This is a genomic window from Thalassospira marina (assembly GCF_002844375.1).
GTDB lineage: Bacteria > Pseudomonadota > Alphaproteobacteria > Rhodospirillales > Thalassospiraceae > Thalassospira > Thalassospira marina.
Genome location: NZ_CP024199.1, coordinates 2,168,001 through 2,190,046, shown reverse-complemented (window position 1 = coordinate 2,190,046; position 22,046 = coordinate 2,168,001). Strand labels below are relative to the sequence as shown.

Below are 22,046 nucleotides of genomic sequence, written 5' to 3'. Positions count from 1 at the left end.
CCAAAGTGCAATCAATTTAGCGTTCACACCCGTAGGAGTTTCCTTTGCCGACGCATGCGGAGCGCAGAAAGCTGCCCTATACGCCGGAACAGTTATTCGATCTCGTTGCTGATATCGATGCCTATTCGGAATTTCTGCCCTGGTGTGCGGCATCACGGGTCAGAAAACGTGACGGTAATGAATTGCATGCCGATCTGGTGATCGGTTTTAAAATGTTTCGCGAGAAATATACATCAAAGGTAACGCTGAACCGCCCCAAGCGCATTGATGTTGAATATTTGCAGGGGCCGTTTAAATATCTCAATAATCATTGGGAATTTACGCCGTCAGATGATGGCGGGACCTTGCTGGATTTTTACGTGGATTTTGAATTCAAATCCGCAATCCTGCAAAAAATGATCGGCATGGTCTTTAACGAGGCGGTTAAATTGATGGTCGGTTCATTTGAAAACCGCGCCCGCCAAATTTACGGTGATAATGGCATAGCGTCGTCGCGGATTTCCTAGATCATCTTTCGATCGCCAAAAAATTAAAGCGCTGAAATACCTGGTCGTATTTCAGCGCTTTTTTGTTTTGCCTGAGTATGAATGACAAAATCACAAAGGTTGTTGTTCTGTCCTGGCCAGCATTTCACGGATCAATGCAAATGCGCACAGGATGGTTTGGCGCCTTACTTCGTGGCGATTACCCTTGAATATATGCGATTGATGCAGGGTGGGGCGGTTTGACGCGGCACAACCAAAATGTACCAGTCCAACTGGCTTTTCGGCACTGCCACCACCAGGGCCTGCAATGCCGGTAACCGCGACGGTAATGGATGCAAGCGGGCTATGGCGCAGGGCGCCTTCGGCCATGGCACGGGCAACCGGTTCGGACACGGCGCCAAATTCCGCCAGCATATCGCCCGGCACAGCCAGCATCGCCATTTTGGCTTCGTTGGAATAGGTGATGAAACCGCCATCAACAACGCTGGAACTGCCATCAACCGCCGTCAGGCACCCACCAATAAGGCCTCCGGTACAGCTTTCTGCTGTTGCCAGTTTTTCGCCATGCCGGCGGCACAGATCAATAATGCCGCTGGCGGCATCAAGCATTTCCTGATCAGGGGTCATTTAAGCATCCCTCCGGCGAAATGGATAATCGCGGCAAGCAGGATCATGCCAAAGGCACCGGCAAAAATATCATCAAGCATAATGCCAAAGCCGCCGCCAACACGCCGATCAACCCAGCGAATAGGCCAGGGTTTCAAAATGTCGAAAAACCGGAAAACGACAAAGGCCAGCAGGACCCAAACAATATCCATCCACGAAAATGACAGTGGCAATGGCAGCAGACATAACCATTGACCGGCGACTTCATCGATAACAATTTCGCCCGGATCGTGAATTCCGATCATTTTGCTATAGGAATCAGAAATAAAAACACCATAAATAAACACAATGGCGGTCGCGATCAGCAGGCCGGTATTGCCGCTGGTGGCAACAAGCAGCCAGCCAAAAGGTAGGGCTGCAAATGAACCTGCGGTTCCAGGGGCCTTGGGAAACTTGCCACTGTAAAACCAGGTGGCAGATGCTGTTATAAGGGTCTGGGTAAGGCGCATAACACTTTCGCATATGGCTAATGGGTATGGTTATCTGACTTATCATAGCCAATTGGCTGTGGCGCGAGGTTTTTTTGAGGTTAAAGGAGTGTTAACGCGCTTGCCACGCTGCTCGCTTGCAGGTAGCGTAAACTGATTGCAGTCTTGGGATAGAACGTCAGTATCAATCGGGGGGTTCCGGCTTTGATGCTGAAAATTGCACTAGATTAAAAGGGTACAGCCGGACAGATGTCGTTGGTGGGGCGCTTTAGGCACACAATTGAAAAGTGGTTTCCGGACAGAGAAATTCTTGTCCGTTCGAATGATTCCGTCACACAGGTTCACCTGGGACGTCGTCGTCAGCTTGTTGTTGGTTCCATCAGCGCGTTGATGATTGTCTGGACTGTCTGTGCAACGGGTGTTGGCTACTATTTCAGTCATCGGCTTGATATGCGCGAAGAACAGCTTTTTCGCAGCGAGATGGCCTATAGCGAACTTGTAAACCGTGTAACCGAAAGCCAGAAAAAGTTTAGCGAAATTACCTCCCAGATGGAGGATACGCACCACAACCTTTTGAATATGGCGGAAAAGAACCTGAAGCTGCAGGCACGTGTGCAGGATTTCAGCCTGAAGCTGGCGGATAGCGAAAAGGAAAAGGTCCGGATATCAGCGCTGCGTTCATCAATGGATAACCAGATGAACGCCCTTGGGCAGCAGATAAGCGGATTGACCAATCGCAACATCGCCCTGCGTGACGAGCTTGAAACGGTTGAAACGGTCATGACCCGCGTCATGCATGAACGCGATCAGGCTATTTCACGTTCCAAGGCATTGTTAGGCGAACTGGCACAGGCCAATCAGCGTATTTCTGATTTGCATACTGTGCAAAAACAGGCACTTGAACGAGTTGCTGAACATGCAGGATCATCTATTTCCGATCTGAAATCGGTTTTGAAAATGACCGGTGTACCGATCAAGGAACTGACCGACGACGCCATGAGCGGCGATGTGAAGCGCGTTTTGGATGCCGGAGTTGGTGGGCCGTTTGTGCAGTTTGAGCCCGAAACACCGGAAGACGAGTTGTTTATGAATGCCGCACTTGCCGTTGGAAACCGGATGGACCAACTGGCAAGTCTGCAGAAAGTGATTAACCGTTTGCCCCTGGGGGAGCCGACGGAAAACTATTACGTTTCCAGCAAGTTTGGCAAACGTAAGGACCCTTTTAACGGAAAGTGGTCTTTTCATTCGGGGGCTGATTTGGCGGCACCGATGAAAACACCCATTTATGCCACTGCACCTGGTGTGGTGACGCATGCCGGCTGGACGGGGGGGTACGGTAAAATGGTCGAAATTGACCATGGCAACGGCCTTAAAACCCGTTATGGCCACCTGATGAAGGTCCTCGTAAAGAAGGGCCAGAAAGTGAAATATCAAGATGTTGTTGCATTGATGGGTAGTACCGGCCGCAGTACAGGAAGTCATGTCCATTATGAAGTATTGTTACACGGCAAGCAGATCGATCCCATCAAGTTCATAAAGGCGGGACATTATGTTTTCAAAGTCAAACAAGACGCAGACGAGCACAAGTAACACGCATACAACACCGTCGCCGTCAAAGGCGGGGGGGCTTTCGGTAATCAGCTCCGATCTTCGGATTTCGGGGGATCTGGTTTCTGAATCAGACGTTCAGGTCGACGGTTTTGTCGACGGAGATATTCGGACACGAAATCTGACCATTGGTCAGCATGGTGAAGTTCGTGGTGAAATTATCGCAGACCGGGTTCGGGTTTGCGGCAAAGTTACCGGGCAGATCCGTGCCAAAGACGTGTCGCTGGCCGATACCGCAAAAATGATTGGCGATATTTTGCACGAGACTCTGGCAATCGAACCCGGTGCGCATCTTGAAGGCCATTGCCGCAGGATTGAAAGCGTCGAAGAGGGTGGTTTGACTGTTATCCAGGCTGGCAAAATTGTTGCCTCGAATGTGAAGAAAGAAGTCTAAGGCCTTATTTCTTCTGCCTGTTGTTCCGTTATCTGTTCAAAACACAAAACGGAAATTACATGTCACAGATGCATTTCTAAAACAGCCAGGTTGCATGACGCAGCCTGGCTGTTTGCTTGTTGGAAATCTGTTAAGCTAATCGAAAGCTCGCCAAATCCATGCCTTTGGGCAAGGAAATTTCTTAGGCGGTTTTGGTGGATGCGGCCAGGGGCAGCAATTCATCAAGGCCTTTCAGGATCACGTCTGCCTTGTGCGACAGGCGTTCGACGGGCAGGGCCGCGCGATTGATCCAGGCGGTTTTGAAACCGAAATGCCCGGCCCCGGCAATGTCCCAACCGTTTGATGATTGAAACGAAATTTCACCCGCTTCAAGTTCCAGCTTGTCGGTTGCAAGCTGATAAACACTGGGATGCGGCTTATAGGTGCGCAATTCGTCCACGCATAGAATTTCGTCAAACAGCGAGAAAATGCCGGATGACTTGGCGGCTGAAATCAGCATGTGGCGCGCCCCGTTTGACAGGATGGCGAGCTTATGGCCGTTATCCTTAAGCGTTTGCAGGGTTTGAACCACTTCCGGGAACGTATCGAGGGACAGGTATGTTTCCATCAGCTTTGACCGCAGGACCGGATCGTTTTTGCCAACTGCCGCCAGCGCATAATCCAGTGCGTCGCCCGTCACATTCCAGAAATCGGTGAAATCGCCCATCAGACTGCGCAGCCAGCTATATTCCAATTGCTTGCGCCGCCACAGGTCGGAAAGCTTTTCTGCTTCGCCGCCCAGGCTTTCCTGGCAACGCTTTATGGCCGAGCCCACGTCAAACAGCGTTCCATAGGCATCGAATACAAATGCGCGACAAGATGAGATAGCGGTTTCAGTCATTTGGTCTGGCCTCGTTTTCTGTCACCGGGTCGGTGTTGGTGCCGTTGGTCACATAACCTTTGCAGGAACGGGGGATGTTTGCGGTTCCCCCGTTTATCCTATTTCTTTCCAGTCTGTTTTGCCGTTTCTTCCGGTTCTGGCGCGTTTTCCTGGCTCATGGCAATTTCATCGCGGGCAAACCGGCGGCGATAAACATAGGTTCCTTCCATGACCCGCTGGACATAATTGCGTGTTTCCTTGTAGGGAATCATCTCAATCCAGTCGATCGGGTCAACATCGGGGTCACGTGGATCGCCATATTCTGCGATCCATTCCTTCACCCGTGATGGACCAGCGTTATAGGACGCAATTGTCAAAATTTCGGCACCGTTCCAGCGATCAAGCAATTTGGACAGATATTGCCGTCCCAACTGGATGTTAAAACCGGGATCTTCCGTCAGGCGGTCAACGCTGTAAGGCAGGTTCAAATGATCTGCCATGCGTTTGGCCGTGGCGGGCATAAGCTGCATTAACCCGCGTGCACCGGCATAGGAAACCGCTGCCGGGTTAAACAGGCTTTCCTGGCGCATAATGGCATGCACCAGCCCGGGGTCAGGGTTTTGTCCGCTGGGAACCAGGTCATAAACCGGGTAAGCGGCATCAAGATAGCCCCCGCCAGAACGAATACCGCGTTTTGCCGCAATAACGGCAAGGTCGGTGCGGCCATATTCCGATGCAAGGCCGGTTGCCATTGCCAGCATTTCCGGGCTGTCAGACTGGTCCACCAGCGCCATGATGAAAGGCCGGATGATATTGCCAAGCCCCATATCCCCCAATTCGCGGGATACTTTGGTCAGCTCGTTATTTTCAAAACGTTTGCGCTGTTCCGGGGTCGGATGGGCCTGTTCCACCTGATAATGAACGGCACCGCCCAATTCATCATTGGCAAGCTGGCCATAAAATGTGTGCGCATGGTCGGCGGCAAGGTGGAACCATTTTTTCGCCCGTTCCTTGTCGCCCATGGCCTTGCATGCGCGTCCGGCCCAATATGCACCGCGTGACTGGCTGATCGGATATTGCACCACATCATACAGGTTCTGGAAATGTTGCAGGGCGATTTGCGAATCGCCCAAAAATTCCAGCGCGATCCATCCGGCCAGCCATTCGGCCCCGGCAATGTCACCGGGTTCGGTCTGCCCGTGATTGGCAACCAGTCGGTATGCGTCGGTGATATAGCCTTCCTGCAAGGCGCGGCGCGCCAGGATGGCCTTTTCCGTCCACCAGTATTCCGGGCGAATCGAAATATAGGCCAGGTCATTTGCCTTATGCAGCAGCAGGTCGCGGGCATCCTTGTCATCATCATTGATGCGACGCCAGCGCACCTGTTCATACATCAGGCCGGGATTGTTGCGATATTTCGCCGGTACGTCCTTCAGGATCGTGTCGATATTGCTTTTGCGTTCCCGAAGGGCTAGGCGCGCCTCGGCCAGCTTTTGGTAGTCCGCATTGACGTGTTTCATCATGCGGCTGGCAGGGTGGGTGCGGCCTTCCCACAGCAGGCGATCAAGGCGGGCTTCGTGCGTTGCCTCGTCGATATATTTGCCATACCGGTCAATAAAGCGTTTGGCCTGGCCAGTGCCAAAGTTTTCATTGATCCAGCTATTGCGGATCAGCGCGATCGCCGCATCATTTTCACCAACCGATAAAAGGGCGGAAATCTGCCGGGTTGCGCCATCCGCTGTAACAGGGGCTGACCGTTTGAACCATGCCAGAATTTCAAAATCCGGCACGGCGTCGGTCATGGCCTCTTCGGCGCGTTGGCGCAGCAGGGCTTGGCTCGGCCAGTTTGGATTGGCATCAATAAAAGCGGTAATTTCGGCAAAGGACCGCTTTGAATTCGGGCTGATCAGCCACATCCATTCGACCGCCTTTTGCAAAAGCGGATCATCAAAGGATGGCAGAAGTTCGGAAACGTTTTTGGTGTCACCCTTTTCGAGTGCATCAAGAAAAACGTTCAGACGCGCCCGGCTGATATTGGAAAATGCCGGCGAGGGAGGCGCAAGAACCAGTGGTGACGGCTCGGGCGTTGCCGCACTTGCCGAATTATAATGGCCGCCTGCCGTGATCAGGCAGGCCGTGCCAAGCGTTGCTGCATACGCAGAAAATCGGCGGAAACTAACATTCGCCATCGAAAAAACCCCTCATGCCTCAGGGCGAAAATTGCGCTCAAGACAGGGGGTATTATGGCAGTGAAACCGGCAAAAGCCAAACAGTGACGAAACAATTCGTTCTGGTGCTTGCGATAGGCGCTAACTGCGGCTATTTTCGCGACGCTTTTTAATCCGCATTATGATTTGGAGACATCGATGTTTAAGGGTTCGATTACCGCTTTGATTACGCCGTTCACCACGGACGGGGTAATCGACGAAAAAGCGTTCCAGTCTTTTGTGGATTGGCAGATAAAACAGGGCACGACCGGTGTGGTGCCGGTCGGAACCACGGGTGAATCACCGACTCTTAGCCATGCCGAGCATCATCGCGTTGTCGAGCTTGCGCTTGAAGTGGCCAAGGGGCGTGTTCCGGTTATTGCCGGCACGGGTTCCAACTCGACCGTCGAGGCCGTCTCGCTGACGCGCCATGCGCAAAATGCCGGTGCCGATGCCGCCCTGGTTGTGACGCCTTATTACAACAAGCCGACCCAGGCTGGTCTGCTGGCGCATTACAAGGCCATTCACGATTCGACCGATATTCCGATTATTATTTATAATATCCCGGGCCGGTCCGTGATTGACATGTCTGTTGCGACAATGGCCGAACTGGCAAAACTGCCGCGCATCGTTGGCGTCAAGGACGCCACCAGCGACCTTGAACGCCCGGCGTTGATGCGCATCGCTGCCGGGCCCGATTTTTGCCAGCTTTCTGGCGAAGATGGCACCATTGTTCCGTTCCTGGCACAGGGTGGGCATGGTTGCATTTCGGTTACGGCAAATATTGCACCGCGCCTGTGTGCCGATTTGCATACTGCCTGGCGCGATGGGAACATCGCCAAGGTTCAGGAGTTGAACTATCGTTTGATGCCAGTTCACAAGGCAATGTTCTGCGAGGCAAATCCTGGTCCGGTAAAATATGCGGCATCGCTTCTTGGCCTGTGCACGGCGCATATGCGCCTGCCGATGGTTGAAATTGCCGACGAATCCAAAAAGCGCGTTGAAACCGCGCTGAAATCAGCCGGTCTTCTTTCCTGATTGATCAGGAGCCGGCCAACAAGTTTTTGATATGGCTGCAAAAAAAGAAAACAGCAACAGCAAGTTGGTAGCGCAAAATCGCCGGGCCCGTTTCGACTATTTCCTTCTGGAAACGTTCGAGGCGGGGCTGGCCCTGCGCGGAACCGAAGTGAAATCGTTGCGCGAAGGCAAAGGTAATATTCAGGAATCCTATGCGGAGCCGAAAAACGGCGAAGTATGGCTGATCAATGCCTATATTCCTGAATATCAAAGTAAAATGCCCTTCGGCCACGAAGAACGCCGCCCGCGCAAATTGCTGTTGCATAAACGCGAAATCACCAAGATGTCGGATGCCGTAAATAAAAAGGGCACGACACTGGTACCGGTTAAAATCTATTTCAATGATCGCGGGATAGCGAAGCTGGAACTTGCAATTGCCGAAGGCAAGCGCAAGGCCGACAAACGCGAGACCATCAAGGAACGTGACTGGCAGCGTGACAAGGCACGTATCCTTCGCGATCATGGATAAAAGGGGCTGGCTGGTTGTGTTCATGAAGTTGTGATCACGCCTGCACGTCGAAACATAAAAATGGTACAGACATGGTGAACGTGTCTGTGCCATTTTTCGTATCTAAAGCAGTTTTCATTTTTTGGCGTGGTAATGCTGGTGCGTGAAAACAGGCTTTGGCTGAGACAGGAGGAAGCCGATCATGGCCGATATCTTTACCGGTGCCATTCGTGAAAAGCTGATTGCTGCCAAACAGCAATGGGCGGAAAAGGGCCGTTTGATCACTGGAAAGCACGACATCAACCGTGAAAACCGCCTGCCGCCGGGGCAGCGCGAGGTAAAGGACTGGCCTGTTCTGGATCTTGGCATCACACCGCATATTGACCCGGCAGGGTGGGAGCTTTCGATCAAGGGCGAGGTTGAAAACCCGGTTTCCCTGACGATGGACCAGTTTCTGGATTTGCCAGCCATTTATGATCAAAGCGATATCCACTGTGTGACGTCATGGTCACGCTATGACAATCACTGGCAGGGTGTTTCGGCCCACGAGCTGGCCCGTATTGTTCGTCCGACAGACAAAGCCAGATATGTGCTGTTTACCGCCCACGATGGTTACACAACCAATGTCCGGATTGATCAGTTTCTTGATGATGATGTGCTGCTGGCACATCACTGGCAGGACCTGCCAATTACCGAGGAACATGGCGGGCCTGTTCGCGTGATTATCCCGAAGTTGTATTTTTGGAAAAGCGCGAAATGGGTACGTGAAATTACATTTTCGGCAAGTGACGGGCCAGGTTTTTGGGAAACACGCGGCTATCACAATAATGCCGATCCCTGGACGGAAGAACGTTATAGCTGATAACGGCAACATTTGATGGGAGCACAAACCATGAGCCTACGCATTAAAAAATTGCTGCTTGTTGCGACGCTTGTGCTTGCCGGAACTTTACCCGCACAAGGAGGCGAAATGACAAGCGCATATGACTTTGATTTTCAGTCAATCGAGGGTGAAGCATTGCCATTGCAGTCATATGCAGGAAAGGCCGTTCTGATTGTTAATACGGCGTCATTTTGTGGGTTCACACCACAATATGAAGGATTGGAAAGCCTGTGGCAGAAACGGCGCGACGAAGGCCTGATCGTGCTGGGGGTGCCATCGGGTGATTTTGGTGGTCAGGAATTTAAAGATAATCAGGAAATTGCCGATTTTTGCACCACCAGCTTTAATATCGACTTTCCGCTGACCACGCGCCAGTCCGTGCGTGGTGATGATGCCCATCCATTTTACAAATGGGCACGTGATGAACTGGGCCCTGAACAGGCGCCGAAATGGAACTTCCATAAATATCTGGTAGGGCGGGACGGCCGGTTGATTGCCAGCTTCCCTAGTTCGGTAACCCCGGCAGATGACAAACTGCAAAAGGCGATTACCCAGGCATTGGCCGAAAAGCTTTAGGGATTGCTGCCTGCCTTTACATGCGCCCATCGGTAATATCAAGGAACGCCAGGCCATATTGATCAAGCTTTTTGGCACCAACACCGTTAATCGCTGCCATTTCATTAAGGCTGCGGGGCTTGAATTTCACCATTTCCGAAAGTGTCCGGTCATTGAAAATGACATAGGGCGGCACGTTTTGTTCCTGGGCGAGGTCCCGGCGCAATTTGCGCAGGGCTTCCCACATCTGGCGGTCGTCTTCATCTTCAAAAAAGGTGTCAAAATCGCGCAGGCGCTGGGTGGTTGCACGTTTGCGCTCGCTGGCATCCAGGCGCATTTCAACAACCTTTTCGCCACGTAATACCGGGCGTGATTCCTCGGTCAGGTAAACGCCGCCATGGCCTTCTTCATCGACCTGCAAATATCCCATTGCCAGCAACTGGCGAAAAACCGAACGCCATTGTGGTTGTGCAATGTCTTTGCCAAGGCCGTAAACGCTGGTTTGTTCGTGGCCATTCTGGCGGATTTTTTCGGTATTGCGGCCCATCAGGACTTCAATAACATGGGCGGGGCCAAAGCGCTGACCGGTGCGGTAAACGGCCGACAGGGCCTTGCGTGAGGCATCCGTTGCATCCCACGTATCCACCGGTTCCAGGCACGTATCGCAATTGCCACATGGTTTGGCGTCTGTTTCACCGAAATAGGACAAAATTACCTGTCGGCGGCATTTGGTGGTTTCGGCAAGGCCGATCAGCGCGTCAAGTTTGCGTTGCTCAATGCGTTTTTGCGCATCGGGCGCATCGGAAGATGCCAGCATGCCACGGATGGAAACAATGTCTGATAGGTCATAATTCATCCAGGCATTGGCGGGCAGGCCATCACGCCCGGCGCGACCGGTTTCCTGATAGTAGGCTTCCATGCTTTTGGGCAAATTCAAATGCGCCACAAACCGTACATTGGGTTTATCGATCCCCATGCCAAAGGCGACGGTGGCGCAAATGATCAGGCCTTCTTCGCGCAGGAACCTGTCCTGGTGCAATTGGCGCGTTTCCTGCGACAGCCCCGCATGATAGGGCAGGGCCGGGCGGCCATTATCGCTTAGCCATTGCGCCACATCTTCAGTTTTGCGGCGAGACAGGCAATAAACAATACCGGCGTCATCAGGATGTTCACGATTAAGAAAGGATAACAGTCGCTGTTTACTGTTGCCCTTGGTTTCAATGCGATAGGTGATGTTGGGCCGGTCAAACCCCGTCATGAAGCAACGGGCATCGCTAAGATGCAGGTTTTCGGCGATATCCTTGCGCGTTGGCGCGTCTGCCGTTGCTGTTAGGGCAATGCGCGGCACATGGGCAAACCGCGTTGGCAGAATATCAAGCTTGCGGTATTCCGGCCTGAAATCATGGCCCCACTGCGATACGCAATGCGCTTCGTCGATTGCAAACAGGGAAATGCTGATGCGATCAAGAAGGTTTAAAAACCTGTCGGTGGCAAAGCGTTCCGGCGCCACATAAAGCAGATCAATATCGCCTTCGATCGCGCGCATTTCCACTTCGCGGGCCAGATCGGGCGATAATGTTGAATTGATATAGGCTGCCTTGATGCCAAGCTGCGTTAAGGCATCAACCTGGTCTTTCATCAGCGCGATTAATGGTGACACAACAATTGCGGTGCCATGCCGGCACAGGGCTGGAATTTGATAGCACAGTGACTTGCCGCCGCCAGTTGGCATCAGGACCAGTGCATCGTTACCGGCAATCACATGGTCGATAATGTCTGCCTGAACGCCCCGGAAACTGTCATACCCAAAAATATCCTTGAGCACCTGCTGTGGTGTTTTCAGGGCAGGTTCATCTGTCGATGACATCAGGTCATGATCGGAAAATAGAAGCGGGTCAGACAATTTTAACGGTCCAGATGGGTTCGGATGTCGGCAAAGACGTTTTCAAACATCTCTGGTGTCAGGCGGTATGTTTGTGTGTTGTAGCGCGAACAGTGATAGCTATCAAACAGTGTCAGGCCATTTTCAAGGTGATGTTGTGCACCATGGGCAAATTTATAGGCCGAAAGTTTGATGCCAAAGGTTTTCAGCATCGCCTGATGGGCGATCTGCCCCAAACACAAAATCCCCTGAAGGTTTTGCATGGCGCCAATTTCGCTGATCAGAAAGGGGCGGCAGGTATTTGCCTCCGGGCCGGTGGGTTTGTTTTCAGGGGGAACGCATTTGACCGCATTGGTAATGCGGCAATCAACCAGTTCCAGCCCGTCATCGGGGCGTTTGTCATAGGTGCCGGTGGCAAAGCCGAATTTACCGAGCGTTGCATAAAGGAGATCCCCGGCATAGTCGCCCGTAAATGGCCGTCCGGTGGCATTTGCCCCCTTAAGACCCGGTGCCAGCCCGACAATCAAAAGGCGGGCGGACAGGGGGCCAAACGGGCGAACGGGGCCATTATGGAATTCCGGGAATTTTGCCTGGTTGGCATGGCGGAATTCCATAAGGCGCGGGCATAACGGGCAATCGAGTGCCGGTTCTAACAATTCAGTCATTACGGACCTGATATGGGGTCTGAATTGGGCCGAAACCGCTCATTAATCGAAATCGATATCATCCAGATCCGGGTGAACCGGGTGATCATCGATGTCGCCAAGGTCGGGGTGGTCATCATCGCGGCGCTGCTGCACGCGGCGCGCAATCGTGCCTTCAAGTTCGGTCAGTTCAATGAAGTTATCGGCCTGGCGGCGCAGTTCATCGGCAACCATCGGCGGGTTTGATTTGACCGTCGATACAACGGTGACGCGAACACCCTTGCGCTGCACGGCATCAACAAGGCGGCGGAAATCGCCGTCACCCGAAAAAATAACAACATGATCAAGGTGTTGGGCCATTTCCATGACATCGATGGCAAGCTCGATATCCATATTGCCCTTGATCTTGCGCCGACCGGCCGCATCGGTGAATTCCTTGGTCGGTTTGGTGACCATGGTATAGCCGTTATAATCCAGCCAATCCACAAGCGGACGTATGGGGGAGTATTCCTGGTCTTCAATCAGGGCTGTATAATAAAAAGCCCGGATAAGTTGACCTTTTTGTGCAAAAAGATCTAGTAAGCGTTTGTAATCAATATCAAAACCAAGTGCGCGTGCCGCTGCATACAAATTCGAGCCATCAATAAACAGCCCGATCCGTTCCTGCGGGTAAAAAATCATCCGTAAATATCCTTAAATAGCGTTTTAAAATTAGTACTTTGCGAAATGCTGTCTCCTGTTCTACATCGCAAGTTCCGGCAAAGAAAGAACCAAATTGTCGTGGACAGCCAGAACACCCTTCCGTAAACAGACGCATCACATATCTGCTGTTGCATATGCATATAAGGTTTGCCCAAGGTGACATTCCAGCCCGGTTCGGAAAATGTTGCGTCCCCGTCAGGCGACGCCATCCTGATTGCCCTTGGGGCCAATTTGCCAACGGAACGTTTTGGTCCGCCTGCTGCGGCAATTGATGCCGCCATTGCAGCGCTGAAAGATCTCGCTGGTGTAACGGTTACGGGTGTTTCATCCTTTTATGAAACGGCACCTGTGCCCATTTCCGACCAGCCCTGGTATGTGAATGCGATTGTGCGGGTCGAAACGGCACTTGCACCGCACGACCTTTTGCAAAAGCTTCATGACATCGAGGCCGGGTTTGGCCGGGTGCGTATCGCACGTAACGAGGCGCGTGTGCTTGACCTTGATCTGGTTGCTTATGGTCGTGTTGAAATCAGTGACGAGGGCGGGCTGGTCGTGCCGCATCCGCGGTTACATGAACGAGCCTTTGTGCTGTTGCCGCTGCGCGATGTTGCCGCGGATTGGGTGCATCCGGTCTTGCAACAAACGGTAAATGACCTGATCGCGGCATTGCCCGATGATCAGGAAATCCGCCAGATGCAAAAAGCCAGAATATAATCGATCATGCTGTGGCGGGCAGGAGCGTGCCTGACAGGTGAGAAATCCTAAAAAATCACGCGAAATGGCGTGGTTTGGTGTTGCAACACATATCCGTCGGTCTTATAAAGAACGGTCTGGATACCTATTCTTTTGCTGGAGAAATTTATGGCGCGCGTTACCGTCGAAGATTGCGTTGACAAGATTCCCAATCGCTTCGAGCTCGTGATGCTGGCAGCTCAGCGTGCACGCAACATTTCGGCAGGGGCAGAACTGACCATTGATCGTGACAACGACAAAAATCCCGTCGTTGCCCTGCGCGAGATTGCCGAAGTTACCGTCAATTTTGATGACCTTCGCAATGGCATGATTCAAGGCCTGCAACGTCATGTTGAGACCGAAGAGCCCGAAGAAGTCGAAGACGAATTCGGTCCCAAGCTGATGGCAGAAGCAATTGAAGAATTTGCACCAATTGCAGCGGCCTCCGCACCTTCAGAAGAAGATGAGTAATCTTCTTTAGTGCGTTGAAAAGTATGATTTAATAAAAAAGAGCTGCGGATTTTTATTCCGTGGCTTTTTTTTGTGCCATTTGTACTATCTACTATATATGTGCTTGTCTGATTGAGAACCGGAATGGGAGCCGCTCCTGAATGATGCGTCAATATGAACTTGTGGAACGGGTCAAAGCCTATGATGCAGATGCACGCGAGGCGCTGCTGAACAAGGCCTATGTGTATGCAACCCAGAAACATGGTTCTCAGAAGCGGGCGAATGGTGACCCGTATTTTTCGCATCCGATCGAAGTTGCCGGCATCCTGACGAATTACAAGCTTGATTGTGACACGATCATCACGGCGTTGCTGCATGATACCATCGAGGATACCGATGCAACGCCGGAAGAAATCAACAAGCTTTTTGGTCCCAAGATTTTAAAGCTGGTTGATGGTGTCACCAAGCTGACACAGATCGAACTGAAATCAGCTGATTCCAAGCAGGCCGAAAATTTCCGCAAGCTTCTGTTGGCAATGTCCGAAGACATTCGTGTCCTGCTGGTCAAGCTGGCGGACCGCCTGCACAATATGCGTACGTTGCATTATATCTCAAAGCCGGAAAAACGGGTGCGGATTGCGGCCGAAACCCTTGAGATCTATGCGCCGCTTGCTGAACGCATCGGTATGCATGACATCAAGGAAGAATTGCAGGATCTGGCCTTTCAGCATCTGAATGCCGATGCCCGCAATTCGATTACGGCCCGCCTGGAATTCTTGCGTAAAAAAGACGACAATGTTGTTGAGCGCATCGTCAAAGAGCTTGAGGAAGTCATTACTGAAGATGGCCCTGCTGTCGAAATTTATGGCCGTGAAAAGCGCCCATATTCGATCTGGCAGAAAATGCAGCGCAAAAACATCACCTTTGGTGAGCTTTCTGACATTATGGCGTTTCGTGTCATGGTCGATACTATGCCGCAATGTTACGAGGTGCTGGGGTATCTGCATGCTGCCTACAAGGTCGTCCCGGGCCGGTTCAAGGACTATATTTCAACGCCCAAGCCCAACGGTTACCGATCAATCCATACCACCGTGATTGGCCCGGAAAACCACCGTATTGAAGTGCAAATCAGAACCCATGAAATGCATGAGGTGAACGAAAACGGGGTTGCCGCGCACTGGGTATACAAACAGGGTGGTGGGCGTGAAAAAGAAGGCACGCAATATCGCTGGCTGCGTGATCTTCTCGATATTATGGAGCATGCCTCCGAGCCGGAAGAATTTCTGGAACATACCAAACTGGCAATGTTCCAGGACCAGGTGTTCTGCTTTTCGCCCAAAGGCGATGTCATTGCACTGCCCGCTGGTGGGACGCCGGTAGACTTCGCCTATATGATCCATACCCACATTGGCGATACATGTGTGGGGGCCAAGGTTAATGGCGCGATGGTGCCGTTGCGCACCCAGCTTAACAATGGTGACCAGGTTGAAATCGTCACCTCCAAAGCGCAAACGCCAAACCCGACATGGGAACGGTTTGTCGTTACCGGCAAGGCCCGGGCGCGTATTCGCCGCTTTATCCGTCAGCAGCAGGAAGACCAGTATCGCGACCTTGGCAAAGCCATTGTTCAAAAAGCGTTCCGCCAGGCGGGTTATGAATATTCGGAAAAGGGCCTTGATGGCGTTTTGAAAATATTCAAGCAGTCATCGGTCGATGCGCTGGTGACCGCGGTTGGGGCAGGGCATATTACCGGCCGCGAAGTGATTAATGCGGTCTTTCCCGGCACCAAGGAAACCCAGTCCCCCCGCAAATTTGTTCCGACGGATAATAAGAATGCCCGCAAACGGGACCATGCTATTCCGCTAAAGGGGCTTATTCCCGGTATGGCGGTGCATTATGCGGGCTGTTGCCATCCGCTGCCTGGTGATCGCATTGTTGGCATTGTGACAACAGGCAAGGGCGTTACCATTCACACCATCGATTGTGAAACGCTTGAAACCTTTGCCGATCAGCCGGAACGGTGGCTTGATGTGGGGTGGGATAATGACGGTGAGCCGGAACATTTTGTTGGCCGTCTGGGGCTGACAGTTGCCCATGAATCGGGTGCGCTTTCGGCGATCACAAGCGTTATTGCCAAAAATCACGGCAACATCACCAACCTGCGGTTTGTCAGTCGCACCCAGGACTTTTTTGAAATGCTGATTGATATTGACGTCGTCGATGTCAAGCATCTGACCAATATCATTGCGGCCCTGCGGGCAACACCGGTGGTCAATACGGTGGAACGGGCGCGTGGCTGATGGGAAAAGTCTGCGCCCACACGCTATTTCCTTGCCAAGGCGGCTTTCAGCACTTACCCATAGCGGCGCGGGTTTTTTCCCGTTCCCTCCTATCATGTCATTTGTCTGACACCGTATGTTCCAGCGTCGCATAAAACCAAGCTACTTTGAACGCATTCGCGGGCTGTTATGGCCACGGGCCGGATGGCGCCGTTCGTCGCGTTATTTTGCCCATCGAGTCGCCCGTTTACCCGGTACGCCCTACAGTATTGCGTCCGGTTTTGCGATCGGTGCTGCGGTTTCCTTTACGCCCTTTATCGGCTTTCACTTTGTCCTTTCAGCCCTGTTCAGCCTGATCCTGCGGGGCAATGTCGTGGCGTCATTGCTGGGCACCATCGTTGGCAACCCCTGGACATTTCCCTTCATCTGGTTGTGGCTTTATCACAGCGGGCTTTGGATTCTGGGAAGTGACCCGTCGGTGCAGGGTGTGCATTTCAACATGGCAGTCCTTTGGGACTTCACCGTTGAAGGCGTCAGCTATGTTGGGCGGGGACTTATTTTCGGTATCTGGAATATGACCGAACAGGCCGATCTGGCCCGGTTATGGTCCAGTATCGTCGATATCATCTGGCCGATGATCGTGGGCTGTGTGCCGACCATCATAGTGATTTGGTTGCTGTTTTACTTCCCTGTCTATCGCGCGGTTGTTATGTATCGTCATAAACGTATTTTACGTCGTATGAAGATTCACGAAAAACGGGCCCTAAAGCCGGTTCTTGAAACAGCGACACGCACATTGCATCAAGACAATGCAAGCCAGCAGGACGACATGAAATGAGCAACGATCTACGCTTGGGTGTGAATATTGACCATGTCGCAACCATTCGAAATGCGCGCGGCGGGGTGCATCCCGATCCGCTACGGGCGGCCAAGATTGCCGCTGCTGCCGGGGCCGATGGCATCACGGCACATCTGCGCGAAGACCGTCGCCATATTTCGGATCGCGATATTGAACGCCTGCGCGCAGAAATTGACCTGCCATTGAACTTTGAAATGGCCGCAACCGACGAAATGCTGGCAATTGCCCTGAAGGCAAAGCCGCATGCGGCCTGCATTGTGCCGGAAAAGCGCGAAGAACGCACAACTGAAGGCGGCCTTGATGCAGCAGGGCAACACAATCATTTAAAGCGGTTTGTTTCTGAGTTAACCAACGCTGGCGTGCGTGTTTCCCTGTTTATCGAAGCATCACAGCGCCAGCTTGATGCCGCAATTGCGCTTGGTGCACCGGTTGTTGAAATTCATACCGGTGCCTATTGTGATGCCACTGGCGACGAACGTGCCCGTGAACTTGCCCGCATTACCGAGGCCGCGCTTTATGGCGCATCCCACGGCCTTGAAATTCATGCCGGGCATGGATTGGCATTTGATACGGTAGCGCCGATTGCCCGCCTTGCAGAAATTCGCGAATTGAATATTGGCCATTTTCTGATTGGCGAGGCTATTTTTACCGGTCTGGAAGGCAGCATTCGTGAAATGCGCCGATTGATGACTGAAGCACGGGGAAAATCAGGTTCTGACCAATGATTATTGGAATTGGAACGGATTTATGCGATATCCGGCGTATCGAGAAAACCCTGGAGCGTTTCGGGGAACGGTTTTTGCGTCGCGTTTATAGCGATGTGGAAATTGCCCGCGCGGTTCGGCGGCCTGAACGGATGGCATCTTCTCTGGCAATGGCGTTTGCCGCCAAAGAAGCCTGCTCCAAGGCGCTGGGCACAGGGTTTCGCCGGGGTGTGCATCATCGAACGATGGGCGTTGTCCATCAGCCGAGCGGAAAACCCGATATGGTGCTGATTGAGGGCGCCAAGCGGCGTCTGGATGAATTGACACCGGAAGGGAAAATTGCCTCGGTGCATGTGACCCTGACGGATGAATATCCGATGGCAAATGCCGTTGTCGTCATTTCGGCAGATTGAATTTTGAATTGAAAAAGGGTTGAACCCTGGATGGAAAAGCTAGTGCAAAAGAAAAAGCCGGGTGGCCTTTTTGATACCCTAAAAACCGTTTTCTGGGCGATTGTCATTGCTTTGCTGGTACGAACCTTTGCGTATGAGCCTTTCAATATTCCGTCCGGGTCAATGATCCCAACGCTGCTTGTTGGTGATTATCTGTTTGTTTCCAAATATTCCTACGGCTATTCCAAGCACAGCCTGCCATTCAGCCTGCCGCTTATTCCGGGGCGTATCCTGTCTAGCGAACCCAAGCGCGGCGATGTGATTGTTTTCAAGCTGCCAGCGGATCCCTCGCAGGATTACATCAAGCGCGTGATTGGTTTGCCGGGTGATACGGTACAGGTCAAACAGGGCCGCCTTTACATCAATAACGAGATGGTCCAGCGCGAACGCATCGAAGATTACATCCTGACCGATGGCACCGGCCAGGCAATTGCCGTTCCCCAGTATCTTGAAACATTGCCGGGCGGTAAAGTGCATCGTATTCTTGAAATCTTTGGTGACCAGGGACCGGCGGATAATACCGACCCGTTCACTGTGCCCGAAGGCCATTATTTCATGATGGGCGATAACAGGGACAATTCTGCTGACAGCCGCGCTTTCCCGGCGCGCTTCCGTTTTGTTCCGTTTGAAAATCTGGTCGGTCGTGCCGAATTCCTGTTCTATTCCAAGGATAGCAGCCAGCCGATTTACGATTTGGGCAGCATTCGTTTTGATCGACTGTTTAAGGGAGTGAACTGATGACCGACATGGCGCCATTGTTGCGACATATCGATCATGAATTTGCCAAACCGGACCTGCTGCGAGTTGCCCTGACGCACCGTAGTGCTGCCAAAGGCAAAGACGCACTAAGTGGCGGGAATGAAAGACTGGAATTTCTGGGCGACCGCGTTCTGGGGCTGGTGATTGCTGAAATGCTTTACACCCGTTTTGGCCGCGAACGCGAAGGGGCAATGGCCAAGCGCTTTGTTGCCCTGGTGCGCCGGGAAACGCTGGCAAGAATTGCTGTTGATCTTGATCTTGGCAATTATATCCAGATGGCCAAAGGTGAACGTGCGGCAGGTGCGGGGGGTAACCCCGCCATTCTGTCTGATTGCATGGAAGCCGTGATTGCGGCACTTTATCTTGATGGCGGTCTGGAACCGGCACGCGCCTTTATTGAAAAACTGTGGCGACCGTTGCTTGATGAAGCACCAAAACCGCCGCAGGATGCAAAAACACAATTGCAGGAAGCATTGCAGGGGCAGGGCAAACCATTACCTGTTTATGAGATGGTTGGTCGCGAAGGCCCGGCACATGCGCCGGTATTTACAATTGAGCTGACAACCAGCGACGGCCATTCTGTTCGTGCCGAAGGAAAATCAAAACGCGAAGCCGAACAGATTGCTGCAAAACGAATGTTGGATGAACTGAACCATGAATGAGGTTCCTGCCTCGATGCCAGAACAGTACGATGATCAGCAGCGTTGCGGCTTTGTGGCCCTTGTTGGGGCGCCAAATGCCGGTAAATCCACCCTGCTGAACCAGCTTGTGGGGACCAAGGTTTCCATCGTCTCGCCCAAGGTGCAGACGACGCGTTCGCGCGTGCGTGGCATTGTCATGGCCGAAGAAGCGCAGATCGTGTTTATCGACACACCCGGCATTTTCCAACCCAAACGCCGCCTGGACCGCGCAATGGTCAAGGCTGCCTGGGGCGGGGCAGATGATGCCGACCTGATCGTGCTGGTGATTGATGCGCAGCAGGGTGTTAACGATGATGTACGCCTGATCATCGAGAACCTTAAAAAGCAGAAGCGCAAGGCGATCCTGCTTTTGAACAAGATCGACAAGGTGCGCGACAAGGAAAAACTGCTTCATCTGTCAGGCGAACTGTTCGGCGAAGAAATTTTTACCGACGTCTTCATGATTTCGGCCAAAAAGGGTTCCGGCACCCAGGATTTTATCAATTTCCTGGCAGCAAAAATGCCCAACGGCCCGTGGATGTTCCCGGAAGATGATGTGTCGGATATGCCGTTGCGGTTGCTGGCTGCCGAAATCACCCGTGAAAAGCTTTATTACCAGCTTCAGCAGGAATTGCCTTATTCGGCGACCGTTGAAACCGAATTGTGGGAAGAACGCAAAGACGGTTCGGTGAAGCTTGAGCAGACCATTTTTGTCGAGCGTGAAGGCCAGAAAGCCATCATCCTTGGTAAAAGCGGCAAGCGCATCAAGATGCTGGGTACCGATGCCCGCAAAGACCTTGAAGCGATCTTCGAGCGTCGGGTGCATTTGTATCTGTTTGTCAAAGTGCGTGAAAACTGGGGGGATGACCCCAATCGCCTGGCAATCTGGGGCCTGGATCACAACGCCTGATCTTTGGCCACCAAACGGGAACAGGACGGGATATGGAAACTAGACAGTTCTGGGGCATGGTAATGGTTGTGGTTGGTGCCGCAGTGGCGCTGCTGATTGCCATGAAATCCCGTCGTCCGTTCCGTTATCGTCATGATGGCAGCGATTTGAAACGCAATGAACGTTTTCTTGGCAAGCCGATGAATATGCTTGTTCTGGTGATTGCCGTGGTGATTTTCATTTTGGGGCTGCTTTGGCGCAACCCGGCGACACGGCCATTCTGATATGACTAGAAACCAATCTGGCTCCGATCATGAACAACCGCTTAAAAGCCTGTCTGAACTGACAGGCTGGCGGCGCTATGCGCTGTTGGCGGTTGCCCTGATCGTATTTATTTCGGTGGTGATGGGCATGGCCTTTCATCTGATCCGGTTTGTCATGGCTTCCGGTTACTGACATTCGGGGGCAGGGATGAACTGGCGTGATGATGCGATTGTGCTTTCGACACGCAAGCTGGGCGAAAACTCCGTTCGCTTAACGGTTCTATCCCGTGATTACGGGCGTTATGCCGGTATGGTCCGCGGGGCATCGGGAAAATCCCTGCGCGGTGCGCTTGAAAGTGGCAATCTTGTTCGTGCAACCTGGTCTGCCCGCCTGTCCGAGCATCTGGGCCAGTTCAAATGCGAACTGCTTAAATCCAATATCGTTGATTTTTTAGGGCTGCCGGGGCCATTGCTGGCGCTGTCATCGGCCTGCGCGCTTCTGGAAGTCGCCCTGCCTGAACGGGTGCCGCAAAAGGCATTATTTAAGGGCACGATTGGCTTGATCGAAGCCCTGAAAACGGAATTCTGGAAACCGGCCTATCTGCGCTGGGAAATCGGGTTTCTTGAAGAACTGGGTTATGGGCTTGATCTATCCTGTTGTGCATCAACGGGAAAAGCCGAAGACCTCCATTTCGTTTCTCCCAAAAGCGGACGGGCTGTTTCGCAGGCAGAAGGTATTCCGTTTCAGGATCGCCTGTTACCACTGCCAGCGTTTTTGTCTGGTTCTGCCGCCTCGGCCGATGCCAGGGAAACACCGCTAGAAGAACAATATAACCAAGCCGTCAAACTTGCGGGCTATTTCATTCATCGGGATTTGTTTGTTGCCAAGGGGATAAAGCCGGTTGCCGCGCGTGACAGGCTGACATCCATGATCTGGCAGGATGGACGTAACGGTTAATGTCCAAACTTGCGACATCGCAAGTTCGTTGATACGCCCCCGCTGAAATTGGCACTTTCGGGCTATATGACCGGTAAAAGAAACGAAAACAGCATTTTTAAGTGCGTCATCTGTTGACCACACCCGCCCTGAAAGTAGTATGGTGCGGCGCGGTTCGATGGCGGTAACGTTGTCGCCTCGTAT

26 protein-coding genes are annotated in these 22,046 nt (G+C 52.4%); 19 read left to right on the top strand and 7 right to left on the bottom strand.

What is annotated here, in order from left to right; all coding sequences use genetic code 11:
* The first annotated feature begins 44 nt into the window (after nucleotides 1–44).
* Nucleotides 45–506 carry a type II toxin-antitoxin system RatA family toxin gene (locus tag CSC3H3_RS10030; protein ID WP_101269660.1) on the top strand — a complete coding sequence of 154 codons (462 nt, stop codon included), beginning with the start codon at nucleotides 45–47 and terminating at the stop codon, nucleotides 504–506.
* A 90-nt stretch (nucleotides 507–596) separates the two neighbouring features.
* Here the strand turns inward: CSC3H3_RS10030 and CSC3H3_RS10025 are convergent, their stop codons facing one another.
* Nucleotides 597–1,112, bottom strand: a complete 516-nt coding sequence (locus CSC3H3_RS10025) for a CinA family protein (RefSeq protein ID WP_101284735.1) — start codon at nucleotides 1,110–1,112, stop codon at nucleotides 597–599.
* The gene (locus tag CSC3H3_RS10020) at nucleotides 1,109–1,600 is read right to left on the bottom strand and encodes a phosphatidylglycerophosphatase A family protein (protein ID WP_101284734.1); all 492 of its coding nucleotides are present in this window, start codon (nucleotides 1,598–1,600) and stop codon (nucleotides 1,109–1,111) included. Before CSC3H3_RS10020 ends, CSC3H3_RS10025 begins: the two co-directional genes overlap by 4 nt.
* Before the next feature lie 228 nt (nucleotides 1,601–1,828).
* On the opposite strand from CSC3H3_RS10020, the gene CSC3H3_RS10015 reads away from it, so the two are divergent.
* Both CSC3H3_RS10015 and CSC3H3_RS10010 read left to right on the top strand, forming a co-directional pair.
* Nucleotides 1,829–3,169 carry a M23 family metallopeptidase gene (locus CSC3H3_RS10015; RefSeq protein WP_101269665.1) on the top strand — a complete coding sequence of 447 codons (1,341 nt, stop codon included), beginning with the start codon at nucleotides 1,829–1,831 and terminating at the stop codon, nucleotides 3,167–3,169.
* Entirely contained in the window at nucleotides 3,129–3,581 is a 453-nt protein-coding gene (locus CSC3H3_RS10010) for a bactofilin family protein (protein WP_101269666.1), read from the top strand. Before CSC3H3_RS10015 ends, CSC3H3_RS10010 begins: the two co-directional genes overlap by 41 nt.
* 181 nt (nucleotides 3,582–3,762) lie before the next feature.
* On the opposite strand, the gene CSC3H3_RS10005 is transcribed toward CSC3H3_RS10010, so the two are convergent.
* Both CSC3H3_RS10005 and CSC3H3_RS10000 read right to left on the bottom strand, forming a co-directional pair.
* A complete protein-coding gene (locus CSC3H3_RS10005) occupies nucleotides 3,763–4,461 on the bottom strand; it encodes a haloacid dehalogenase type II (RefSeq protein WP_101269668.1) in 699 nt (232 codons plus the stop codon).
* 98 nt (nucleotides 4,462–4,559) lie between these two features.
* Nucleotides 4,560–6,629, bottom strand: a complete 2,070-nt coding sequence (locus CSC3H3_RS10000; RefSeq protein WP_101284733.1) for a lytic transglycosylase domain-containing protein — start codon at nucleotides 6,627–6,629, stop codon at nucleotides 4,560–4,562.
* A 177-nt stretch (nucleotides 6,630–6,806) separates the two neighbouring features.
* Here CSC3H3_RS10000 and dapA point away from each other — a divergent pair, with 177 nt between their 5' ends.
* From dapA to CSC3H3_RS09980, 4 genes are all read left to right on the top strand, one after another.
* The gene (gene dapA / locus CSC3H3_RS09995; protein WP_101269671.1) at nucleotides 6,807–7,685 is read left to right on the top strand and encodes a 4-hydroxy-tetrahydrodipicolinate synthase; all 879 of its coding nucleotides are present in this window, start codon (nucleotides 6,807–6,809) and stop codon (nucleotides 7,683–7,685) included.
* A gap of 31 nt (nucleotides 7,686–7,716) precedes the next feature.
* Nucleotides 7,717–8,193: an SsrA-binding protein SmpB gene (gene smpB / locus CSC3H3_RS09990; RefSeq protein WP_101269673.1), complete on the top strand. Its 477-nt coding sequence runs from the start codon at nucleotides 7,717–7,719 to the stop codon at nucleotides 8,191–8,193.
* A 181-nt stretch (nucleotides 8,194–8,374) separates the two neighbouring features.
* The gene (locus CSC3H3_RS09985; RefSeq protein ID WP_101284732.1) at nucleotides 8,375–9,034 is read left to right on the top strand and encodes a sulfite oxidase-like oxidoreductase; all 660 of its coding nucleotides are present in this window, start codon (nucleotides 8,375–8,377) and stop codon (nucleotides 9,032–9,034) included.
* A gap of 108 nt (nucleotides 9,035–9,142) precedes the next feature.
* Nucleotides 9,143–9,631, top strand: coding sequence for a glutathione peroxidase (locus CSC3H3_RS09980; RefSeq protein ID WP_342751385.1), 489 nt, complete (start codon nucleotides 9,143–9,145; stop codon nucleotides 9,629–9,631).
* 16 nt (nucleotides 9,632–9,647) lie between these two features.
* Here CSC3H3_RS09980 and recQ read toward each other — a convergent pair whose 3' ends face one another.
* Genes recQ through CSC3H3_RS09965 form a run of 3 tightly spaced genes read right to left on the bottom strand, consistent with a single transcriptional unit; the run spans nucleotide 9,648 to nucleotide 12,817 of the window.
* A complete protein-coding gene (recQ, locus tag CSC3H3_RS09975; RefSeq protein WP_101286181.1) occupies nucleotides 9,648–11,477 on the bottom strand; it encodes a DNA helicase RecQ in 1,830 nt (609 codons plus the stop codon).
* 38 nt (nucleotides 11,478–11,515) lie between these two features.
* Nucleotides 11,516–12,157: a uracil-DNA glycosylase gene (locus tag CSC3H3_RS09970; protein ID WP_101269678.1), complete on the bottom strand. Its 642-nt coding sequence runs from the start codon at nucleotides 12,155–12,157 to the stop codon at nucleotides 11,516–11,518.
* Nucleotides 12,158–12,199: 42 nt separating this feature from the next.
* On the bottom strand, nucleotides 12,200–12,817 hold the full coding sequence (locus CSC3H3_RS09965) for a LabA-like NYN domain-containing protein (protein ID WP_101269679.1): 618 nt from the start codon (nucleotides 12,815–12,817) through the stop codon (nucleotides 12,200–12,202).
* A 177-nt stretch (nucleotides 12,818–12,994) separates the two neighbouring features.
* On the opposite strand from CSC3H3_RS09965, the gene folK reads away from it, so the two are divergent.
* From folK to recO, 12 genes are all read left to right on the top strand, one after another.
* Nucleotides 12,995–13,552, top strand: a complete 558-nt coding sequence (gene folK / locus CSC3H3_RS09960) for a 2-amino-4-hydroxy-6-hydroxymethyldihydropteridine diphosphokinase (RefSeq protein WP_101284730.1) — start codon at nucleotides 12,995–12,997, stop codon at nucleotides 13,550–13,552.
* 147 nt (nucleotides 13,553–13,699) lie between these two features.
* Nucleotides 13,700–14,041, top strand: a complete 342-nt coding sequence (gene rpoZ, locus CSC3H3_RS09955; RefSeq protein WP_101269683.1) for a DNA-directed RNA polymerase subunit omega — start codon at nucleotides 13,700–13,702, stop codon at nucleotides 14,039–14,041.
* 140 nt (nucleotides 14,042–14,181) lie between these two features.
* The gene (locus CSC3H3_RS09950) at nucleotides 14,182–16,320 is read left to right on the top strand and encodes a RelA/SpoT family protein (protein WP_101269684.1); all 2,139 of its coding nucleotides are present in this window, start codon (nucleotides 14,182–14,184) and stop codon (nucleotides 16,318–16,320) included.
* A 115-nt stretch (nucleotides 16,321–16,435) separates the two neighbouring features.
* Nucleotides 16,436–17,137, top strand: coding sequence for a DUF2062 domain-containing protein (locus CSC3H3_RS09945; RefSeq protein ID WP_101284729.1), 702 nt, complete (start codon nucleotides 16,436–16,438; stop codon nucleotides 17,135–17,137).
* The gene (locus CSC3H3_RS09940) at nucleotides 17,134–17,883 is read left to right on the top strand and encodes a pyridoxine 5'-phosphate synthase (RefSeq protein ID WP_101269687.1); all 750 of its coding nucleotides are present in this window, start codon (nucleotides 17,134–17,136) and stop codon (nucleotides 17,881–17,883) included. Before CSC3H3_RS09945 ends, CSC3H3_RS09940 begins: the two co-directional genes overlap by 4 nt.
* Nucleotides 17,880–18,275, top strand: a complete 396-nt coding sequence (gene acpS / locus CSC3H3_RS09935) for a holo-ACP synthase (RefSeq protein WP_101284728.1) — start codon at nucleotides 17,880–17,882, stop codon at nucleotides 18,273–18,275. Before CSC3H3_RS09940 ends, acpS begins: the two co-directional genes overlap by 4 nt.
* A 30-nt stretch (nucleotides 18,276–18,305) precedes the next feature.
* Entirely contained in the window at nucleotides 18,306–19,052 is a 747-nt protein-coding gene (lepB, locus tag CSC3H3_RS09930) for a signal peptidase I (RefSeq protein ID WP_101269691.1), read from the top strand.
* On the top strand, nucleotides 19,052–19,735 hold the full coding sequence (rnc, locus tag CSC3H3_RS09925; RefSeq protein WP_101269693.1) for a ribonuclease III: 684 nt from the start codon (nucleotides 19,052–19,054) through the stop codon (nucleotides 19,733–19,735). Before lepB ends, rnc begins: the two co-directional genes overlap by 1 nt.
* Nucleotides 19,728–20,663: a GTPase Era gene (gene era / locus CSC3H3_RS09920; RefSeq protein ID WP_172963413.1), complete on the top strand. Its 936-nt coding sequence runs from the start codon at nucleotides 19,728–19,730 to the stop codon at nucleotides 20,661–20,663. The genes rnc and era overlap by 8 nt, the downstream gene beginning before the upstream one ends.
* A 32-nt stretch (nucleotides 20,664–20,695) precedes the next feature.
* Nucleotides 20,696–20,926, top strand: coding sequence for a hypothetical protein (locus CSC3H3_RS09915; protein ID WP_245881361.1), 231 nt, complete (start codon nucleotides 20,696–20,698; stop codon nucleotides 20,924–20,926).
* A gap of 1 nt (nucleotide 20,927) precedes the next feature.
* Nucleotides 20,928–21,098: a hypothetical protein gene (locus tag CSC3H3_RS24410; RefSeq protein ID WP_157831876.1), complete on the top strand. Its 171-nt coding sequence runs from the start codon at nucleotides 20,928–20,930 to the stop codon at nucleotides 21,096–21,098.
* Nucleotides 21,099–21,113: 15 nt separating this feature from the next.
* Nucleotides 21,114–21,863: a DNA repair protein RecO gene (gene recO / locus CSC3H3_RS09910; protein WP_101284727.1), complete on the top strand. Its 750-nt coding sequence runs from the start codon at nucleotides 21,114–21,116 to the stop codon at nucleotides 21,861–21,863.
* The last annotated feature ends 183 nt before the right edge of the window (nucleotides 21,864–22,046 follow it).